This is a genomic window from Dethiosulfovibrio faecalis, assembly GCF_021568795.1.
Taxonomy (GTDB): Bacteria; Synergistota; Synergistia; order Synergistales; family Dethiosulfovibrionaceae; genus Dethiosulfovibrio; species Dethiosulfovibrio faecalis.
In genome coordinates this window covers 12,723-30,217 of sequence record NZ_JAKGUE010000024.1, presented here as the reverse complement: position 1 = coordinate 30,217, position 17,495 = coordinate 12,723, and the positions used below count along the sequence as shown (strand labels likewise).

Annotated in this window: 18 protein-coding genes and 1 riboswitch; of the genes, 2 read left to right on the top strand and 16 right to left on the bottom strand. The window is 60.2% G+C overall.

Annotation, left to right across the window (positions count from 1 at the left end; genetic code table 11):
• Positions 1–137: 137 nt before the first annotated feature.
• Entirely contained in the window at positions 138–1,100 is a 963-nt protein-coding gene (locus tag L2W58_RS12300; protein WP_236103710.1) for a TAXI family TRAP transporter solute-binding subunit, read from the bottom strand.
• Between the two features lie 193 nt (positions 1,101–1,293).
• Between L2W58_RS12300 and L2W58_RS12295 the strand changes: the two genes are divergently transcribed.
• Positions 1,294–2,415 carry a sodium ion-translocating decarboxylase subunit beta gene (locus L2W58_RS12295; RefSeq protein ID WP_236103709.1) on the top strand — a complete coding sequence of 374 codons (1,122 nt, stop codon included), beginning with the start codon at positions 1,294–1,296 and terminating at the stop codon, positions 2,413–2,415.
• Between the two features lie 44 nt (positions 2,416–2,459).
• Here L2W58_RS12295 and metK read toward each other — a convergent pair whose 3' ends face one another.
• From metK to L2W58_RS12250, 9 genes are all read right to left on the bottom strand, one after another.
• Complete coding sequence (metK, locus tag L2W58_RS12290) at positions 2,460–3,662, bottom strand: methionine adenosyltransferase (RefSeq protein ID WP_236103708.1); 1,203 nt, start codon at positions 3,660–3,662, stop codon at positions 2,460–2,462.
• A gap of 95 nt (positions 3,663–3,757) precedes the next feature.
• Positions 3,758–3,861, bottom strand: a riboswitch (SAM riboswitch).
• Positions 3,862–3,917: 56 nt separating this feature from the next.
• Entirely contained in the window at positions 3,918–4,670 is a 753-nt protein-coding gene (locus tag L2W58_RS12285; RefSeq protein ID WP_236103707.1) for an ATP-binding protein, read from the bottom strand.
• Positions 4,624–5,103, bottom strand: a complete 480-nt coding sequence (locus tag L2W58_RS12280; protein WP_236103706.1) for an RrF2 family transcriptional regulator — start codon at positions 5,101–5,103, stop codon at positions 4,624–4,626. Before L2W58_RS12280 ends, L2W58_RS12285 begins: the two co-directional genes overlap by 47 nt.
• A 142-nt stretch (positions 5,104–5,245) precedes the next feature.
• On the bottom strand, positions 5,246–6,448 hold the full coding sequence (locus L2W58_RS12275; RefSeq protein WP_236103705.1) for a hypothetical protein: 1,203 nt from the start codon (positions 6,446–6,448) through the stop codon (positions 5,246–5,248).
• 37 nt (positions 6,449–6,485) lie between these two features.
• Positions 6,486–6,965, bottom strand: coding sequence for a penicillin-binding protein activator LpoB (locus tag L2W58_RS12270; RefSeq protein ID WP_236103704.1), 480 nt, complete (start codon positions 6,963–6,965; stop codon positions 6,486–6,488).
• Complete coding sequence (locus tag L2W58_RS12265; protein ID WP_236103703.1) at positions 6,965–7,558, bottom strand: hypothetical protein; 594 nt, start codon at positions 7,556–7,558, stop codon at positions 6,965–6,967. The genes L2W58_RS12270 and L2W58_RS12265 overlap by 1 nt, the downstream gene beginning before the upstream one ends.
• Before the next feature lie 163 nt (positions 7,559–7,721).
• A complete protein-coding gene (locus L2W58_RS12260) occupies positions 7,722–8,867 on the bottom strand; it encodes a tetratricopeptide repeat protein (protein ID WP_236103702.1) in 1,146 nt (381 codons plus the stop codon).
• A 3-nt stretch (positions 8,868–8,870) separates the two neighbouring features.
• Positions 8,871–9,575 (bottom strand): hypothetical protein, encoded by a 705-nt coding sequence (locus L2W58_RS12255; RefSeq protein ID WP_236103701.1) that lies wholly within the window; start codon positions 9,573–9,575, stop codon positions 8,871–8,873.
• Positions 9,576–9,593: 18 nt separating this feature from the next.
• Positions 9,594–10,412 carry an SDR family oxidoreductase gene (locus L2W58_RS12250; protein ID WP_236103700.1) on the bottom strand — a complete coding sequence of 273 codons (819 nt, stop codon included), beginning with the start codon at positions 10,410–10,412 and terminating at the stop codon, positions 9,594–9,596.
• A gap of 161 nt (positions 10,413–10,573) precedes the next feature.
• Between L2W58_RS12250 and L2W58_RS12245 the strand changes: the two genes are divergently transcribed.
• On the top strand, positions 10,574–11,401 hold the full coding sequence (locus L2W58_RS12245) for a hypothetical protein (protein WP_236103699.1): 828 nt from the start codon (positions 10,574–10,576) through the stop codon (positions 11,399–11,401).
• A gap of 17 nt (positions 11,402–11,418) precedes the next feature.
• Here the strand turns inward: L2W58_RS12245 and L2W58_RS12240 are convergent, their stop codons facing one another.
• The 6 genes from L2W58_RS12240 to L2W58_RS12215 form a co-directional block, all read right to left on the bottom strand.
• Entirely contained in the window at positions 11,419–12,315 is an 897-nt protein-coding gene (locus L2W58_RS12240) for a cation diffusion facilitator family transporter (RefSeq protein WP_236103698.1), read from the bottom strand.
• A complete protein-coding gene (locus L2W58_RS12235; protein ID WP_236103697.1) occupies positions 12,305–13,465 on the bottom strand; it encodes an amidohydrolase in 1,161 nt (386 codons plus the stop codon). Before L2W58_RS12235 ends, L2W58_RS12240 begins: the two co-directional genes overlap by 11 nt.
• Before the next feature lie 311 nt (positions 13,466–13,776).
• A complete protein-coding gene (locus tag L2W58_RS12230) occupies positions 13,777–14,334 on the bottom strand; it encodes a hypothetical protein (RefSeq protein ID WP_236103696.1) in 558 nt (185 codons plus the stop codon).
• Positions 14,327–15,511, bottom strand: coding sequence for a M20 metallopeptidase family protein (locus tag L2W58_RS12225; protein ID WP_236103695.1), 1,185 nt, complete (start codon positions 15,509–15,511; stop codon positions 14,327–14,329). The genes L2W58_RS12230 and L2W58_RS12225 overlap by 8 nt, the downstream gene beginning before the upstream one ends.
• Positions 15,508–16,494, bottom strand: coding sequence for an ABC transporter ATP-binding protein (locus L2W58_RS12220; RefSeq protein WP_236103694.1), 987 nt, complete (start codon positions 16,492–16,494; stop codon positions 15,508–15,510). Before L2W58_RS12220 ends, L2W58_RS12225 begins: the two co-directional genes overlap by 4 nt.
• Before the next feature lie 13 nt (positions 16,495–16,507).
• Entirely contained in the window at positions 16,508–17,485 is a 978-nt protein-coding gene (locus L2W58_RS12215) for an ABC transporter ATP-binding protein (protein WP_236103693.1), read from the bottom strand.
• Positions 17,486–17,495 lie beyond the last annotated feature (10 nt).

Here is a 17,495-nt window from a genome sequence, read left to right as displayed (position 1 = left end):
TCTCTCCGACCTCGTCAGCTCGTCGACCTTTAATTCAAGATCTTCGTTGAGGCCTCTGACCATGGAAAAAAGCTCCAGATACTGTAGGACACTGGCGGCCCCGCCTCCTCTATCGACGGAATACGTATCGAGATATATTACTTCAGATCCGGAACGGAAATCCCCGCTTCCTTGTAGAACTTGGCGGCTCCGGGATGGACAGGAACGGAGGCACCGGCGGTGGCGGTATCGAGGGTGAAGAGCTTGCACTTGGCATGGACCTTGTGCATCTCCTCGACGTTCTCCCAGAAGGTCTTGGTGATCTTGTAGATAAGATCCTCAGGCAGATCGGCATCGCAGACCCACATGGCCATGACGGCGGGAGTGGGGGTATCGTGGTCGACGCCGTTATAGGTGCCGGCGGGGATAGAGCTCTTGACGAAGTAGCTGAAGGTTCCGGTCAGATCCTCCATGAACTTGTCGCTGAAGGAGACGAGGTCGATGTCGTGAAGGGTGGCCAGGTCCATGATGGACGAGGTGGGATAACCGGCTGTCACGAAACCGACGTCAAGCTGCCCGTCCTTGAAGCGCTGGGTGGTGTTGTTGAAATCGAGGAAATCGGTGTTCATGTCGGCATACTTGATTCCGGCAACCTGAAGGATGGCGGAGACGTCGCCCTGGACTCCCGAACCGGGGGCTCCCACGGAGACCCTCTTGCCCTTGATGTCCATTATCTCCTTGACGCCGGAGCCCTTGAGGGTTATGCACTGGATGTGCTCGGGATAGAGAGAGGCCACGAGACGAATGTTCTTGTAGGGAGTCTTGAACATACGCTCTCCGTTATAGGCCCAGTAGGCCACGTCGTTCTGCACGAAGGCCATCTCTATCTCGTGGGTTCCAATGAGATTGAGGTTGGCCACAGACGCGTTGCCCGTCTCGGAGGTCATCTGCACGTCCGGCAGATGACGGGAGATAAGGTCGGCCAGTCCGCCCCCCACGGGGTAATAGGTTCCACCGGTTCCACCGGTCGCCAGGGACACGAAGGTCTTGGCGGATGCGGCACCCGCCACGGACATCACCAAAACGCCGACGACCATCAACGCTGTTAAAAACTTGCGCATTACACAACCTCCTTTAGGATGTTATTTCCCCTTGCCGATTTTCCATCGGCGCCTCACGAATAATGGTATTCAAACCGATCTTAGTATAGTAAGAATGTTCCATCGGGTCAAGAAACTCTCCCCTGTATGCTTGAACGGATCCCTTCGGGCCGTCCTGTTATATAATCGGGGTAAAAAAATGGGAGGCTACGACATGGAAACCATCTTTCAGTCATTGAGCCAGTTCACTCCGCAACAGGCGATCATGATGGCGGTCGGACTTATACTGATCTATCTCGCCGTGGTCAAAAAGTACGAGCCCAACCTGCTGCTTCCCATGGGGTTCGGCACCATATTGGTAAACATACCCCTGTCATCCGCCCTCACCCACGTGGCGGGAGGACAGATACAGCACGGCGCCCTCAGCCTGCTCTTCGACATGGGCATAGCCACCGAGCTGTTCCCACTGCTGATCTTTATAGCAGTAGGGGCCATGATCGACTTCACCCCGCTGTTTCAGAGCCCCGTGACCTTCCTCTTCGGACTGAGCGCCCAGGCGGGCATCTTCCTCACCATGGGGCTGGCCCTCCTCATAGGCTTCGATCTCAAGGAGGCCGCTTCCATAGGGATAATCGGGGCCGCCGACGGCCCCACGTCCATATACGTATCCGCCCGGTTCGCACCCCATCTGCTGGGCCCCATCTCGGTGGCAGCCTATTCATACATGGCCATGGTGCCGGTGATACAGCCTCCTGTCATAAAACTGCTCACCAGCCAGGAGGAGAGACGGCTTCCCATGACGTACTCGGAAAAGAAGGTATCGAGAGCGAAGAAGATAATATTTCCCATAGCGGTAACCATCGTGGCGGGTATGATAGCCCCTCCATCGGCGGCGCTGATCGGTTTTCTGATGTTCGGGAACCTGCTGAGAGAGAGCGGCGTGGTCGACCGCCTGGCCAAGGGAGCCCAGAACGAGCTGGCGAACATAGTCACTATCCTTCTGGGGCTTGGGATATCGGCCTCCATGACGGGGGAGAGATTCATACAGCCTCAAACCCTGCTGATACTGGCCATGGGCTTCTTGGCCTTCGTGCTGGACACGGCGGTGGGGGTGCTCTCCGCGAAGGGGCTGAACCTCTTCCTGAAAGACAAGATAAACCCCATGGTCGGCGCCGCCGGGATCTCGGCCTTTCCCATGTCGGCCAGGACGGTTCAACAGATGGCGGCCGAATCTCAGAAAGGCAACTTCATACTGATGCAGGCGGTAGGGGCCAACGTGTCGGGACAGATAGGATCGGTGCTGGCGGGAGGGCTGCTGCTGGCGTTTCTGGGATAGACGAAGAAGGAGCCGGGGTCGCCCCCGGCTCCTTCTTATATTTTTTATTGAACTCCGGCCTCGGCCTTGAGGGCCGCCGCCCGATCCAGCCTCTCCCAGGCGGGAACGGGGGTAAGATCGATACGCCCCATATGGCCGTAGGCGGCCAGACGACGGTACTGGGGCTTTCTTAGCTCCAGGTCCCTTATCATGGCGGCGGGACGGAAGTCGAAATACTTTCGGACCAACGACACCAGGAGGTCGTTCGAGACCTTTCCGGTCCCGAAGGTCTCCACGAAAACCGACACGGGATGGGCCACCCCTATGGCGTAGGCCACCTGTATCTGACACTTGGAGGCCAGACCGGCGGCCACGACGTTCTTGGCGGCGTACCTGGCCATATAGGCTCCGGAACGATCCACCTTGGTCGGGTCCTTTCCGGAGAAAGCCCCTCCGCCGTGGGGCACCATGCCTCCGTAGGTATCCACGATGATCTTACGTCCAGTCAGACCCGAGTCGGCCATGGGGCCACCCTTGACGAAACGCCCCGTCGGGTTGACCAAGATGCGCAGGTCTCCCTTGAGGAGTTCCTTCGGAAGGATCGGATCTATGACCTTCTCGGTGAGGTCCTCCCTTATATCCCTGAGGGAGACGTCCGGGCTATGCTGGGCCGACACGACGACGGTGTCCACCCTGACCGCCCTGTCCCCGTCGTATTCCAGTGTGACCTGGGTTTTTCCGTCGGGACGGAGGTAGTCGATGGTGCCGTCCTTCCTCACCTTGGTGAGCCTTCTGGAGAGCCTCTGAGCCAGGGCGAAGGGCATGGGCAGGAACTCGTCGGTCTCGTCGGTGGCGTAGCCTATCATCATGCCCTGATCTCCGGCTCCTATGCCGTTGATCTGCTCCTCCGTCATGTCTCCCTCCCGGAGCTCCAGGGCCCTGTCCACTCCCATGGCTATATCGGCGGACTGTTCGTCTATGGCGGTCAGGACCGCACAGGTCTCGCCGTCGAAACCGTACTTGGCCCTGGTGTAGCCTATCTCCTTGACTATCTCCCTGGCTATCCTGGGAATGTCCACGTAGGTGCTGGTGGTTATCTCGCCTGCCACCTGGACCAGACCGGTGGTCACCAGGGTCTCGCAGGCGACCCTCCCCATGGGATCCTCCGAAAGGATGGCGTCCAGTATCCCGTCGGAGATCTGATCCGCCACCTTGTCGGGATGGCCTTCGGTGACTGACTCGGAAGAGATTAAAAGTTTTTCGCTCATGCAATGATACCTCCACAGGGTATAGTATTCCGGGCCGAAAAAAACGGGACCCGTCCGTAGAGGAAGGGTCCCGCCTTAGTCCTTAGGTGTCCTTCCTCTTATCACTCGACCTGTCGGTCGCTGGTGTTGGCACCTCACGCCCTTACGGGCAGGTTGCCGGGCTTCATCGGGCCAGTCCCTCCGCCTCTCTCGATAAGAGTTCGATTGTACGATCCGAGATTATACCCTATGGGAACCGCATGTCAAGAAACCCGTTCAGGAGAATCTGTAACGGGTGCTCTCCCGCTCCAGCTCTCCTCCCTCTATGGCGATCTTGACCCTTGTGTAGTCCAGGTCCGCCTTGGCCTCCTCTATGGCTGACTCGACCAGCCTCACCATGCCGCCGCAGCAGGGAACCTCCATGTGGATAACCGTCACGGCCCTGGGGCTATGGGCCGCCATGATCCTGGCGAGCTTGTCCCTGTACGCCCCGGCGTCGTCCAGCTTGGGACAGCCCATGAGGCACACCTTCCCGTCCCCCAGAAAGGAACCGTGAAAGTCGGGATGGGCCAGAGCGCTACAGTCGGCGGCTATCACCAGATGGGAACCCGACAGATAGGGCGCGTTCTCCGGTATGAGACTTAGCTGCACCGGCCAGTTTCGTAAGGCCGATTCTCTCCTTATCGCTCCCTCCGGTTTCCCTAGGGGGGGCTCTTTTCGATCGACGGCATCTCCCCCCATGGATCGAGCCATCGTCCCAGGGCATCCGGAGGAACAGGCCGAGGCCATGTTCTTCTTGACGGCCTCCTCGTCGTAGGGAGAGGCCTCACGCTCCTCGAAGGAAATCGCCCCTCTGGGACACTCGCCTATGCAGTCTCCCAGGCCGTCGCAGTAGCTCTCGCTGACCAGTTCGGCCTTGCCGTCGATCATCCTTATGGCTCCCTCGTGGCAGGCCTCGGCGCAAAGCCCGCAGCCGTCGCACTTATCCCTGTCTATGGTTATTATCCTGTGCGTTATCTTGGCTTCCATCTATCCAACCCCTCCCGGACGTTTTTTCTTCAAATCCAACCAGGTCCCCCAGGCTCCTGGATTTCAGGTGATCGGCAAATTCCTGGTAGACCCTGTCGGGGAAGTCCCCGAACATACATTCCCTGAAGGGACATCTGCCGAGCCCCAAAACGCAACTTTTAGGCCTTATATCCCCCTCTATGGCACGATAGACGGCGTATAGCGATATCTCCGAAGGTTTCTTCGACAGCTCGAACCCTCCGGCGGGGCCTCGAACAGAACCGACCAAACCTGCCCTCACCAGCCTCTGAAAAACCTTCGCCATATGGGCTTCGGACGCCTCGACCGCCTCGGCCATCTCCCTTACCCTCATACGCTTTCCCGCCAAAGCGAGGATCCCCATCCCATGAAGGGCAAGGGAGACCGCCTCCGAAACCTGAAAGATACCGCTCATCCCATCTCCTCCCACCATTTCGGAAAAAGAATACCCGAATACCTCAATATCCGCAAGGGAAGATACCCACGTAAAAAACCATGGATATACGTCTAGATAAAAGACGAGGGGAAGGATCCAGGATCCTCCCCCTCGGACAAGGTCAGTGACAACCGTCGCTGCATCCTCCACCTCCACCGCCACCGTCGTTACCGTCGATGACATTGATGGGCTCTCGATAGGTATGTTTCGCACCGTGGTTATTCAGGAAATTCTCTCTTTCTTTCCCTTCCAAATACCCTGCAAGCTCTTCCGGGGTCATATGACCGATGTCGGTTGTCCCGATGATCTCGTTGCCGGTGACGCCTATGACGTTCACCAAAACCTCGGGACCGCTCCCGGAAGTGACTATGCCAATGACGGCGGTCCCCTGGTTTATCCTGGTCAGCCCCTGATCGAGTCCCGACGGTCCGGAACGTCCGTTTATAGTCGCCATATCGTTGGCGAAGGATACCGCCGCTCCGATGTTGCCTACCGTATAGATGGCGACCGCTCCCAGAGCTCCGGCGGTCGTGGCAGGAGCGGCCACCACGAGACCTACTCCGACTCCTACGATCGTAGCGGTGAACTTGGTTCCGGCCATTATGGTGGCCCAATTCTTCTGCCCCACCACGTTGCCTATGCGGTGATGAACGTATCCAACAGCTCCGGTGACCTTTCCGACGCCGCTCTTGATTGCCCCTCCCACCTTGGAGGCGAAGTTGCTTATGGCCCGACCTCCCGCCTGGAGCTTGCCCATGGCGTCGCTGAAGGCCTGCTTCATTCCACTGCTGATCCTGCCCAATTCCTGATTCACAATGCCCTGAGGCGAAACGCCCCGCCACGCCAGGGCGGGCATAGCCCCCAGAAATTCCTCCATGGCGGCCAGACGATCCTCCGGGCCGAAACGACCCTCCCAGGTCATCATGACGAGCCTAGCCGAATCCTCCAGCTTCTTGCCCGCCTTCTCCATAGACTCCATACACTCCTGGGCGTAGACGAGCCTGGCCCGGATCTCCGCCCCCGAGACGTCCCGCCCCTCGAGATCGGCGAGTTTGTTCAGGGCGTCCTTGGCCTGGAGACCGGTAAGCCTTGCCAGCTCGGCTGCATCGGCCAGACGGTTCTTCTCCGCCGCCGGAAGATCCAGCAGGGCGGGACCATTCGTACCGTTGGCGGACGCCTTGGGAGCGGCGACGCCACCCCCAGTAGCTGGACGGCTGACGGAGGAACCGCCCCCGCCGGACGTGGTTATGGTCACGGCCTCTAGAACCGGACAGATCGCCAAGATCAAGGCGAACAACGTCAAAGGAAAAAGGTATCTCTTCATTTAAAACCACCTCCCTCTAAAATAGAGGCTTCGCCCCTCAGGAACCTATCAGGACGATCTTTATATCCTCGGCCAGATAGGAGGCCGCCTCGGGCAGGCCCTCCTGGCCGGTATCGGAGGAGGCTGAAAAGCTCTCTATGACCTCACCGGATTCCACGTCCACCAACCTGGAGTCCAACGAGATATCTCCTCCCAGCGAGTTGACCGACCCAACCAGGACGTACCTGGCGCCGACTATCCTGCCTACCTTCGCCGCCGTTTCCGGGTCCACAAGGCCGGACATTCCTATCCTCTGTTCTCCCGCCGCCTTGACGATGTGGTTTCGATCCACCACCACCAGGGTTATCTCCGGAACGGTGGAAAGCTCGTTTCTCACTATGTCGCTGACGGCGGCTCCTAGGTGGAATGGGACCCCGTTCGTGTCGAAATCCGCCACCGCCATGGCGAACTCGGCAAAGGCGGGAGACGATATGGCGACGGCCGCTATAAGGGCCGCCGCCGCGGCTTTCCATCTCACTAGACGAAGATCCTCTTCAACCAGATCATCGCGGTGGCTCTGATCTCGGCGGTCATCTTGTCCACCGCTTCTCTGAGACCCTCGATCTTCCCGTCGACCATGATCTTTCCGGAGGAGAACGAAAGCTCCTTGAGTATGGACAGAGCCTGCCCCGCCCTGTCGCTGTTTTTATACGCCTGGGCCTCGTGAAACTTAAGGACGTAGGAAAGCTTGGTCCTGCTGACCAAGGTTCCCTCGGAATCCCTCACCAAAAGACGATCCAATGTAGAGTCTTTCTCCACGGCCTTCTGAACCTCCTGGACGTCCTCGGCCTTTCCCCTCTTGCCGGCCTCTCCTGCGAAAAGGGCGGCCGCCAGGGTACGGACCTTCTCCCGATCTCCTAACAGATCGGTCACCGCATCGTAACGAGTCTTCAGTATGTCCATTATGACGGCCTTGCCCTTATCGTAGTCGTCGGCCTTGAAGTAGCAACGGGACATAAGGTACATAACGCCGCCCTTCTCGGCCTCGTCTATCTCGTCGAGGTCCCTCTCCGCGATCGTCATGAAACGGCCGCAGTCGCCGTCCTTGATGTACTGAACCGCCGCCGCCATGACTCTCTTGGTGGCTGCGGCCGAAGCCGAGGTTCCGCCCTCCCCACCGGAGGAGCCTCCCCCGTTTCAGCCGAATGCGCAGCTTACTATGAACAGCACCGACAACGTAGCCAAAATTACCGAAAACATCCTCCTCATATCGATCTCCCCTCTCCGTATCCACTCATCTCAGAAGTTCCTCCAGTTTTTCCGCCAGCCCCCGGTCCAGACCTCTCAGGGTCTCCAACTGGCCCCGGGCCCCTTTATCGTCTCCATCCAGAGCCATGGTAGTTCCCAGCAGAAAACGGGCCCCCGGATCGGTACCGTCCAGCTCCACCGCCCTGGCCAGGACCTTGCGGGCCAGGTCCAGCTGGGCCGCCTCGAGCAGCATCTGTCCCATGGCGACGTAGGCCCCCTGATAGCCGGGATCCTTGCCTATTGCGATGGAAAAATACTCCATGGCGTCCTCCAGGCGACCTCTGTTCTTGTATGCCTGGCCTATGAGAAAATAGGGTTCGGCCAACTCCGGCCGGAGGTCTACCGCCTTCTCCAGATAATCGGTGGCCTCGTAGTCCTTCCCCCTCATGAAGAGGCTCTTCCCCGCCAACAGCCAGGCCTCGGCGAAACCGGGATCGAAGGCGACCGCCTCCTTCGCCGACAGTTCGGCGTCTCTAAATCTCTCGCGGCTGTAGTACATCGCCGCCACTATAAAACGCAGCGTCGGATTCTTGGGACTCATCTCCACCATCTTGTCCCAGTACCTTATGGACCGACCGTAGTCCCCCTGGTTGTAGAAAGCCATCGCCTCGTACAGATAGCTTCTGTAGTCGTCCATGGCGCTTCCGGTAGGGGCCGGTCCCGTAAGGGAGGACAGCACGTCGGCGGCGAGGGTGCGAACCGCCAGGGTCACGCCCTTTTCTCCCTCGTCGGTCATGGACTGATAGGCAGCCACGACAGTACGGCGCTCGACGTCCATCAGTCTGGCCATCAGTATGGTGAGCACCCCGAAGTGGCTCACGGCCCCCTGCACGTAGTACTTGGCCCCTACGATCCGACCGATCTCGACCGCGCTCTCCTGGCTCACCATTCCGGACATGGCGATTTTCTGCTGCCTGGCCACCTGATCCAGCTGGCCCCTCTCAACCAATCGAAAGGCCCTGTTACCGGCCAGCCTGGAGTAGAGCATCTCCACCACCGACTGACCTACGGAGTAGCTGGCTCCCCTCGCGTTGAAATCCCCTATCGCCACGGTCATAGGGGCGGAAAAGGCAGCCGTTCCGAACAATCCGACCGTGACGGCTACCGCAGCGAGACGGACGAAAAGGCCCATGCCCTAGCGGTCCCTCTCGAACCAACGATGTTTCATGGCATCGTAGGTATGGATCTTATAAGCCGTTACTACCCGAACCTCTCTATCCAGGACCACTGCGGCCTGGACTCCCTGGATCGGACGGACGTCCCAACGGTGCATGGTCATGTCGTAGACGCAGACCTCCTGCGAATCCCAGCATACCGCCAGGTTGTCGCCCAGGGTTCCGTCGAAGACGGCCTCGGCGTTATCCATGGCGGCGGTCTGCCAGTTGCCCAGCACCGAGTCGTAGACCATGAATTCGTTGCTCGTCATGGCCAAGGCCATCTTCCTGGATAAAAGGGCGGTCCTGATGGAGTTCTGGGTTGGCGGACCGACCACCCAGCCTGGCTTGGACGAGTCGAACACCGCGACGCCTCTTGACTGCCAGACCACCGCGAAGCCGTCGGTCAGGAGGGCGGAGGTAGCGGAAAAGCCGTCCAGAGGTATCCACTGATGGGTCTTTATGTCGTAGGCCAGAACCTCCCTATCGCTCCAGACTACCGCCAGATCGTTGTGGGTCTTCCAGCCCGCCACGGAAAAATCGTTCAACACCGAGTGCTCTCCCAGCCCCGGATCGTACAGCTTAACGGTGTTCTTGGTCACGAAAAGCTGGACCTCCCCGAAGGCCGAGACGGCCAGGGACAAAAACGACGCGACGGTCAAAGCTAAGACGACTCCTCTTCTCATGGAATTCCCTCCTGTTCCTCACTCGAAACTCAACCTCAGGGAACCGGGAGTCTTGGAATCCACCACCAGTCCCTGAAACGACGATACCAGTCTGTCCGCCAGAGATCCGACGTCTCCTGCGTACTCCACCGTGAAGGACGCCGTCCCGAGCCCCGAGCCCAGGGAGGCGGACAGGACTCCGGGGATCTTTTCAAGATCCTGCCTGAACGACTCGGCTCCGACCAGACCTGCCAATCCCGAGACGAACAGCGAGAAGCTTTTTCCCTTTACCTCCGGCTTGACCTCCGTGACGGGCTCTCCGTCCCCGAGAGCGGCGGCCATCCTTCCGGAAGCAGCTATGAGCGCCTTGGAGGACGCCTCCTGAGCCGTGTAGCCGACCTCCTTGCCCACTATGCTGTCGGAGAAGAGATACTTGCCGTCCCTGGCCCTGTAGGCCTGGAGGGATATGGTCACCGTGCCGGTGTACAGACCGAACTCGTTCACCACCGGCTTATGTCCCTCGGCAGTACCTCTGACGTAATAGCTGACCCCGTATTTTCTCGCCAGGGCCATGATGGCCTCCACGTCTCCCTCCAGGGCCAGCCTCGCCGCCTCGCTGCGCTCCAGGGCATCCAGACGATCCTTGTCCACCACAGGGTACCCTCGACGGACCAGCTCCCTTATCACCGCCGCACCAGCCGCGGTAAGATCGGCCCTTCCCAGACCTCCGCTTCCCCTTAAGACCACGGCGACCCTCCCGTTTTTGGGAAGGGCCGCATGGACGAAAGAGGAGCACGTCAGAGAGAGGATAAAGGCGACCAGGACCACCGAAAATCTACGTCCCCATGTTCTGGCCATGAAACCACCTCCCGTGGAAAAACGGTTTTCTTTCAGCATATCACAGAGCGTAAAAAGGGCAAGGAAAACATATACTTGCCTCTATCTTCAGACGAGTCTACACTTGTAACGAGGGGTATCGGAGAAAATCGAGAACGATAAGGGAAAAGGAGGTATCTGTCATGATCAGAAGGATTATGCTGGTCGCCATGGTCCTAGCCGTCATAACCTCGGCGGCGGCGGCACGGGAACCGATAGTTCAACAGGGACACAACGCGACCCTTGACTGGAGCGGGGACTACGTGGAGGCCATAGGACAGGCAGTGGTCCCGACCGGCAAGGAGGGATCGGCCCAGGGCAAGCTCCTCGCCAAGAGGGGCGCGATAGTGGACCTTCAGAGAAACATGCTCGAGTTCGTGAAGGGAGTCAGGATAAGCTCGGAGACCACCATGGAGAACTTCATGGCCGACGACAGGGTCGTCTCCTCCGTAACTGGGTTCATAAAGAACGTTGCGGTCACGGACTCGGAATGGGACGGCGAGATATACACCGTTACGGGAAGGGTCTCTCTGAAGGAGATACGGACCGCAGCCCTGCCGGTGATACAGGAGAAGGCGGCGGAGGAGAAGAGACAGAAGAAGGCCCCCAAACCCCAGCCCCGTCCCAAGGTCAGAAGCGGGGGGACCGGTCTGGTGCTGGACTGCCGAAACCTGCCCTTGATCCCCTCCGTGACGTTCCGGATACTGTCGCCGTCGGGCAAGGAGGTGTACGGTTTCGACCTGGTGGACATGGAGCGCTTTCTGGCCTCGGGGCTCTGCGATTATCAGAGCAACATGAACTGGGCCAAGGGGCAGCCCAGGGTCTCGGACAGCCCGATAACGATCAAGCCCCTCAGGGTAAAGGCCCCTCAGAACGTGGACATAGTGGTCAGCGAGGCCGACGCCGCCAGGATAGCCGCCCTGCCGGACCACGTCATAAAGAGGTGTAGGGTCTCCATCGTAAAGAGATAGGCCGACGGTCGGTGATCCTATCCGTCGTCGGGCTCCACGTGAACCGATATCATCGTGTCCCGACCCATCTTCAACCTTATGGCGTCCTCCACCGCCGTTGCGATGTCGTGGCCCTCTCGGACCGTTATGTCCGGATCCACCAGCAGGTGGAAATCCATGGCGACGACGGCTCCGACCCTCCTGGTCCTGAGGCGGTGGAGGTCTCTGACTCCCGGGACGGACTCTCCGCAGAGCACTATATCCCGTGAGACGTCCTCCGGAAGGGCGGCCTCGGTCAGCTCGTTGATCGCGTCGTAGGATATGGATAGCCCCACCTTGACGACTATCAGGCTAACCGCCACCCCTGCAACGGGATCCAAGAGTCTTCCCCATCCTCCAAGGGCCATGGCTCCGCCTATTCCGAGGAAGGCTCCCACGGACGACAGGGCGTCGGACCTGTGATGCCAGGCGTTGGCCTTCAGGGCCGGGCTGTTCAGACGCAGGGCCGCCGCCACGGTGTACCGATACAGTATCTCCTTCACTATCACGGAAAGCCCCGCCGCCCATAGGGCTATCTCGCCCGGGGCCTCCGGCGTCACCCCGTCGAAGGCCTCGGCTATGCGGCAACCGGCGCCCCACAGGATCCCCAGTCCGGCCCCTATAAGGGCCACACCTACGAAGGCGGAACACAGGGTCTCGAACTTGCCGTGACCGTAGCGGTGGGACGAGTCCGCCGGCTGCGCCACCATCCGAAAGCCCAGGATGGCCACGACGTCGGTGACCACGTCGGAAAGAGAGTGAGCGCCGTCCGCGACCATGGCGGCGCTGTTTCCCAGAATTCCGGCCGATATCTTGCCTATGGTTAGGACACAGTCCACCGTCAGGCCTACCCAGGAAGCCACGGTAGCCTGACGGCATCTGTTATTATCGACCATCTTTCCGGAACACGACCTCTCCGTCTATTACGGTTACGTCGGGAGAACGGGTCCCGTCGAAGGGATCGCCGTCCCAGATCACGAGGTCGCCTATCTTGCCCTTTTCTATGGATCCCAGATCGTCGGCCAGGCCGAGATGCTCAGCCGGATTCATAGTCACGAAACGGAAGACCTCCTCCCTGGAGAGCCCCTCCCTGACGATCTGTGCGGCCTGTACCATAAGACAGCTGACCGGGATCATGGGATAGTCGGTTATGAGGGAGACATGGGCCCCCGCCCTGTAAAGGGAGACCACGTTGGACGCGGCGCAGTCCTTCAGCTCGAGCTTGGACTTGAATATCATGAAGGGGCCGAAGGCCGCCATCACCCTCTTCTCTCCGAGGACCGAGGCCACCTTGTGCCCCTCGGTGCAGTGCTCTATGGAGTAGTCCAGGTCGAACTCCTCGGCGACCCTGACGGCGGACATTATGTCGTCCGCCCTGTGGGCGTGGATCCTGAGGGGGATCTCCCTTCGAAGCACCGACAACAGCCCCTCGAGGCGGAGATCCCTCGGGGAATCGGGGTCCTTCTCCAGCTTCCTGCCGTAGTTCAGCCCGTCGACCAGTGCGGATCGAAGCATGGCAGCTACAGCCATCCTGGTGGTGGGCATGCCGCCTCTGTCTTTGTGAAGATTCTTGGGGTTCTCGCCGAAGGCGGCCTTCATCCCCGACGGATGAAGCCTCACCATCTCGTCGGCGTAACCGCCCCAGGTCTTCAATACCGCCCCGACCCCTCCTACCACGTTGGCGCTGCCCGGAAGGATCTGTACGGTGGTTATGCCCGCCCTTCTGGCGTCCAGAAAGGACGTGTCCTCCGGGTCGAAGCCGTCCAGGGCCCTAAGGTGAGGGGTGAGGGAGTCGGTCTTCTCGTTGCCTCCCGCCTCCTCCGGCGGATATCCCTCCTCCCACAGCCCAAGATGGCAGTGGCAGTCTATCAGTCCGGGAGTGACTATTCTGCCCCGGGCCTCCAGCACATCGGCCCCTTCGGGAACGTCTATGTCCGGAGAGACCCGAGCGATCCGCCCCTTCGAAACCAGGACGTCACAGTTATCCTTTACGCCGTCCGTCACGGTCCAGACCGTTCCGCCCCGGACCAGCAGATCTCCTATCATGGTAAGATCCCCTTTCTGAAGCTTCTTCTCGAAGCCCTGTCATGCCACGATTCTAACACTTCAGGACACCCCTTGAGACATCTTTAAAATCACGTCAAAGTCTCCTCGAAGAGGTCGTTCCGACTCCGCCCTGTCTCGCCCAAACGTATTTCCGATCGGCCTGTTTCGTACGAATCGCCTCGGAGGGCACGTCCTGTGCCCCCTCGGCTTGGGGCGACGTCCTGTCGCCCCATCCGTACTACACGACGGCCGGTCGGAAATACGGGCTCGAACAGGCTCCGTCGGAACGACCTCTCCGAGGACCGGCGTTTTTAGAGGTGTCCTTTCGAGTACCCCAGCACCTTGAGGTAGGTGTCCCGGTCGGGACAGAACAGATAGGCTACGGTCCAGCCGCCTCTTCTCAAAACCACAGTGTTCATGTCCTCCAGACCCTTTGCGGAGGACAGATCGCACCAGTTTATGAGCCTGGACGAACTCCGTACCTCCCGACAGGAATCGGGAGCCTCGAAGGGACGGAAGGATATACGATGGGATCGCCAGTCGCCCCTCTTTATCCTGACGGTATCACAGCGAACTCCCTCCGGACCTATCCTGTATCTCATCAGGAGCCTGTTGTCCAGGACCCCGAAGACCACCAGAGCCCACAGCAGGGCGACCAGGCCGACGGACCTCATCCCCAGATCCAGCGCGGCCACGAGATGCTCTGCCTCGAGGGACGATCCGAAAAAGGCCTGTGTCGCCAGGGTTACCCCGACGACGCAGGCCATGAGGACCGCGGAAAAGACGGCGGCCTTTTTCAGATACAGGCGGTTGGTGCCCAGAGGAACCCCTACGGACCAGGAAAACGGCCCTGAAACGCCGCTATCCACGGCCCCGGCCTTCCTCGTGCCACCTCAGCGCCAGCTCCGCCATCATGGCGGCTCCCACCGGAAGGCACCCCTCGTCCACGTCGAAATCGGAGGTGTGGGCGGGATGGACGATGCCCCTCTCCTCGTTGCCCGACCCCAGACGGAAGAAGGCTCCCGGCACGGCCTCGGAAAGATAGGAGAAATCCTCCCCTCCCATGGTGGGGCGGTCCAGAAAAGAGGCGGACTCGAACCCCAGAAAATCCCTCCCGACGGACAGAACCATATCGGCCATGGCGGGGTCGTTGACCACGGCGGGGGATCCCCTCTTCACCGCGACCTCCGCCGAACCTCCTCCGGCGGAGGCGACGGAGGAGATTATCTCCTTAACCCGGTCGGTCAGATATCCTCTCTGCTCCGGAAGGTAGGAACGGACCGTTCCCTCCATGACCACCTCGTCGGCTATTATGTTGGGCGCCGTTCCCCCGTGGACCGATCCGACGGTCACCACCGCACCCTCCAGAGGATCGATCTCCCTGGAGACCAGCGACTGAAGCTGTACCAATGCCTGGCCCGCCATCACCACGGCGTCCCTTCCCAGATGGGGATAGGCTCCGTGGGCCTTCTTTCCACGGATCACCGCCCGGAAGTTGTCCACCGAGGCGCAGCACCTCTCCCTGTTCACCCCTATGGTCCCCACCTCCAGAGGAACTGTGACGTGGAGGCCGAAGACGGCCTTGACCTCGTTTCGCTCCAAAACCCCGGATCGGACCACCGCCGCCCCGCCTCCCGCGATCTCCTCTGCGGGCTGGAAGATCAGGACGATCGGCCCGGGAAGCTCCATCCCGGACAGCAGTCGTGCCACCCCGAGGAGAATGGCGGTGTGGGCGTCGTGACCGCAGCCGTGCATCACTCCCTCCACGGCGGAACGGTACTCCCGGCCCTCGCACTCGGTCAGGGGAAGGGCGTCCATATCCGCCCTCAGAGCCACCGAGGGGCCGGCCCCTCCGAGTCTGGCCACCACACCGGTCTCGGCTATGCCGGTCTCGAAGGGAATGTCCAGCGACGCCAGCACCTCGGCCACCTTGGCGGAGGTCCTGAACTCCTGAAAGGCCAGCTCGGGATGACGGTGAAAATCCCTGCGGAGCTCCACCAGCCAGGGGCTAAGCTCCACTGCTCGGTTAAGGAGATCCCCCCTCAAGACGCCGCCTCCCCGAAATCCAGCTCTCCCGCGAAGTGACAGGCCACGGAATGTCCCGGCGATATCTCCCTCAGTTCCGGGGTCGCCTCGGTGCAGAGGTCCCTGCGGTAGGGACACCTTCCGGCGAAGCGACAGCCCTCGGGGGGATCGATCGGACTGGGGACGTCTCCCTCCAGAATTATCCTGTTTCTCTCGACGCCCCTCTTGGCTATCGGTATGGCCGACAGCAGCGCCCTGGTGTAGGGGTGCAGGGGATCGGAGAAAACCCTCTCCGAGTCGGTGAGCTCCACCATCTTGCCCAGATACATGACGGCGATGCGGTCCGACACGTGCTTGACCACCGATAGGTCGTGGGAGATGAACAGATAGGTATATCCCGCCTCCCTCTGAAGATCGTCCAACAGGTTCAGTATCTGGGCCTGGATGCACACGTCCAGCGCCGATACCGGCTCGTCCAGAACTATGAACTCCGGCTCCAGCGCCAGGGCTCGGGCTATGCCTATCCTCTGACGTCTGCCTCCGTCCAGCTCGTGGGGATAGGAATCGGTCAGCCTCTCCGCCAGGCCCACCGTGTCCATCAGCTCGGACACCCTGGCCCGCCTGGCCCTGCCGCCCATCCCGGCCCCGTTTACCACCAGGGGCTCGGCTATGAGCTCCGACACCGTCATCCGGGGGTTCAGAGACGAATAGGGATCCTGAAACACTATCTGCATCTGTCTTCTCAGGGCCTTCATCCTGGATCCGCCGGAGGAAAGCACGTCCTCCCCCCGATACAGGACCTCGCCTCCCGTGGCCTCCAGAAGCCTTATCAGGACCCTCCCCGTGGTGGACTTGCCGCATCCCGACTCTCCCACCAGTCCCAGGGTCTCTCCCGAGGCTATGGAAAAGCCCAGTCCGTCCACCGCGTGAAGCTTTCCCCGAGGGGTATCGAAATACTTGGTCAGGCCCTTGACCTCTATCAGGGCCTCTCTCTCTTTTACCATCTGTCAGACCTCCTCAGGAAAGGCCGCCGCAACGGACGGGACAGGCCACGAAATGGCCGGGACGCCACTCCGCCATCTCCGGCCGAGCCTCCGAACAGGACGGCAGGGCGTAGGGACAACGGGGGTGGAACCGGCATCCCCTGGGCAGGTCGGTAGGATCCGGGGTGAGCCCCTGTATGACCTGCAACCGGGAACGGGGGGCGTCCACGTCCGGGATGGAGTTGAAAAGCCCCTCCGTGTAGGGATGCATCCTGTGTTCGTAGAGAGAGTCGGTGTCGCCGTACTCCACCACGGACCCGGCGTACATTATGGCGACCTTGTCGCAGATCTCGGCGACAACGCCGAGGTCGTGGGTTATCAGCATCAGGGCCGTGTTGAACTTCCTCTTCAGGTCCTTCATCAGCTCCAGCACCTGGGCCTGTATGGTCACGTCCAGGGCCGTGGTGGGCTCGTCGGCTATCAGAAGAGCCGGATCGCAGGCCAGTGCTATGGCGATGACTACCCTCTGCCTCATGCCTCCGGAAAACTGATGGGGATAGTCTCCCGCCCTCTCAGGACGGATACCGACCAGTTCCAGCATCTCCAGGGCCCTTTTGTGGGCCCTCTTCTCGTCCATGTCGCCGTGAAGCTGGACCATCTCCATTATCTGACGGTCCACCGGCATAACCGGGTTCAGAGAAGTCATGGGATCCTGGAATATCATAGCTATCCTGCCGCCTCGAACGATCCTCTTCTCCGACTCGCTCAGAGACAGCATATCCCTTCCCTGAAAGGAAATGGACCCCTCCACTATCTCCCCCGGAGGGCTCTGTATCAGCTGCATCACCGACAGGGCCGTGGTGGTCTTTCCGGCGCCGGTCTCCCCCACGAAGCCCAGCGACTCGCCCGGGGCCAGCTTCAGATCGAGCTTATCGACCGCCTGGACCACTCCGCTGTCGGTATGGTAGCGGACGGTCAGCCCCTTTATGTCGAGCAAAAGCTCCTGCTTCATATCCATCTCC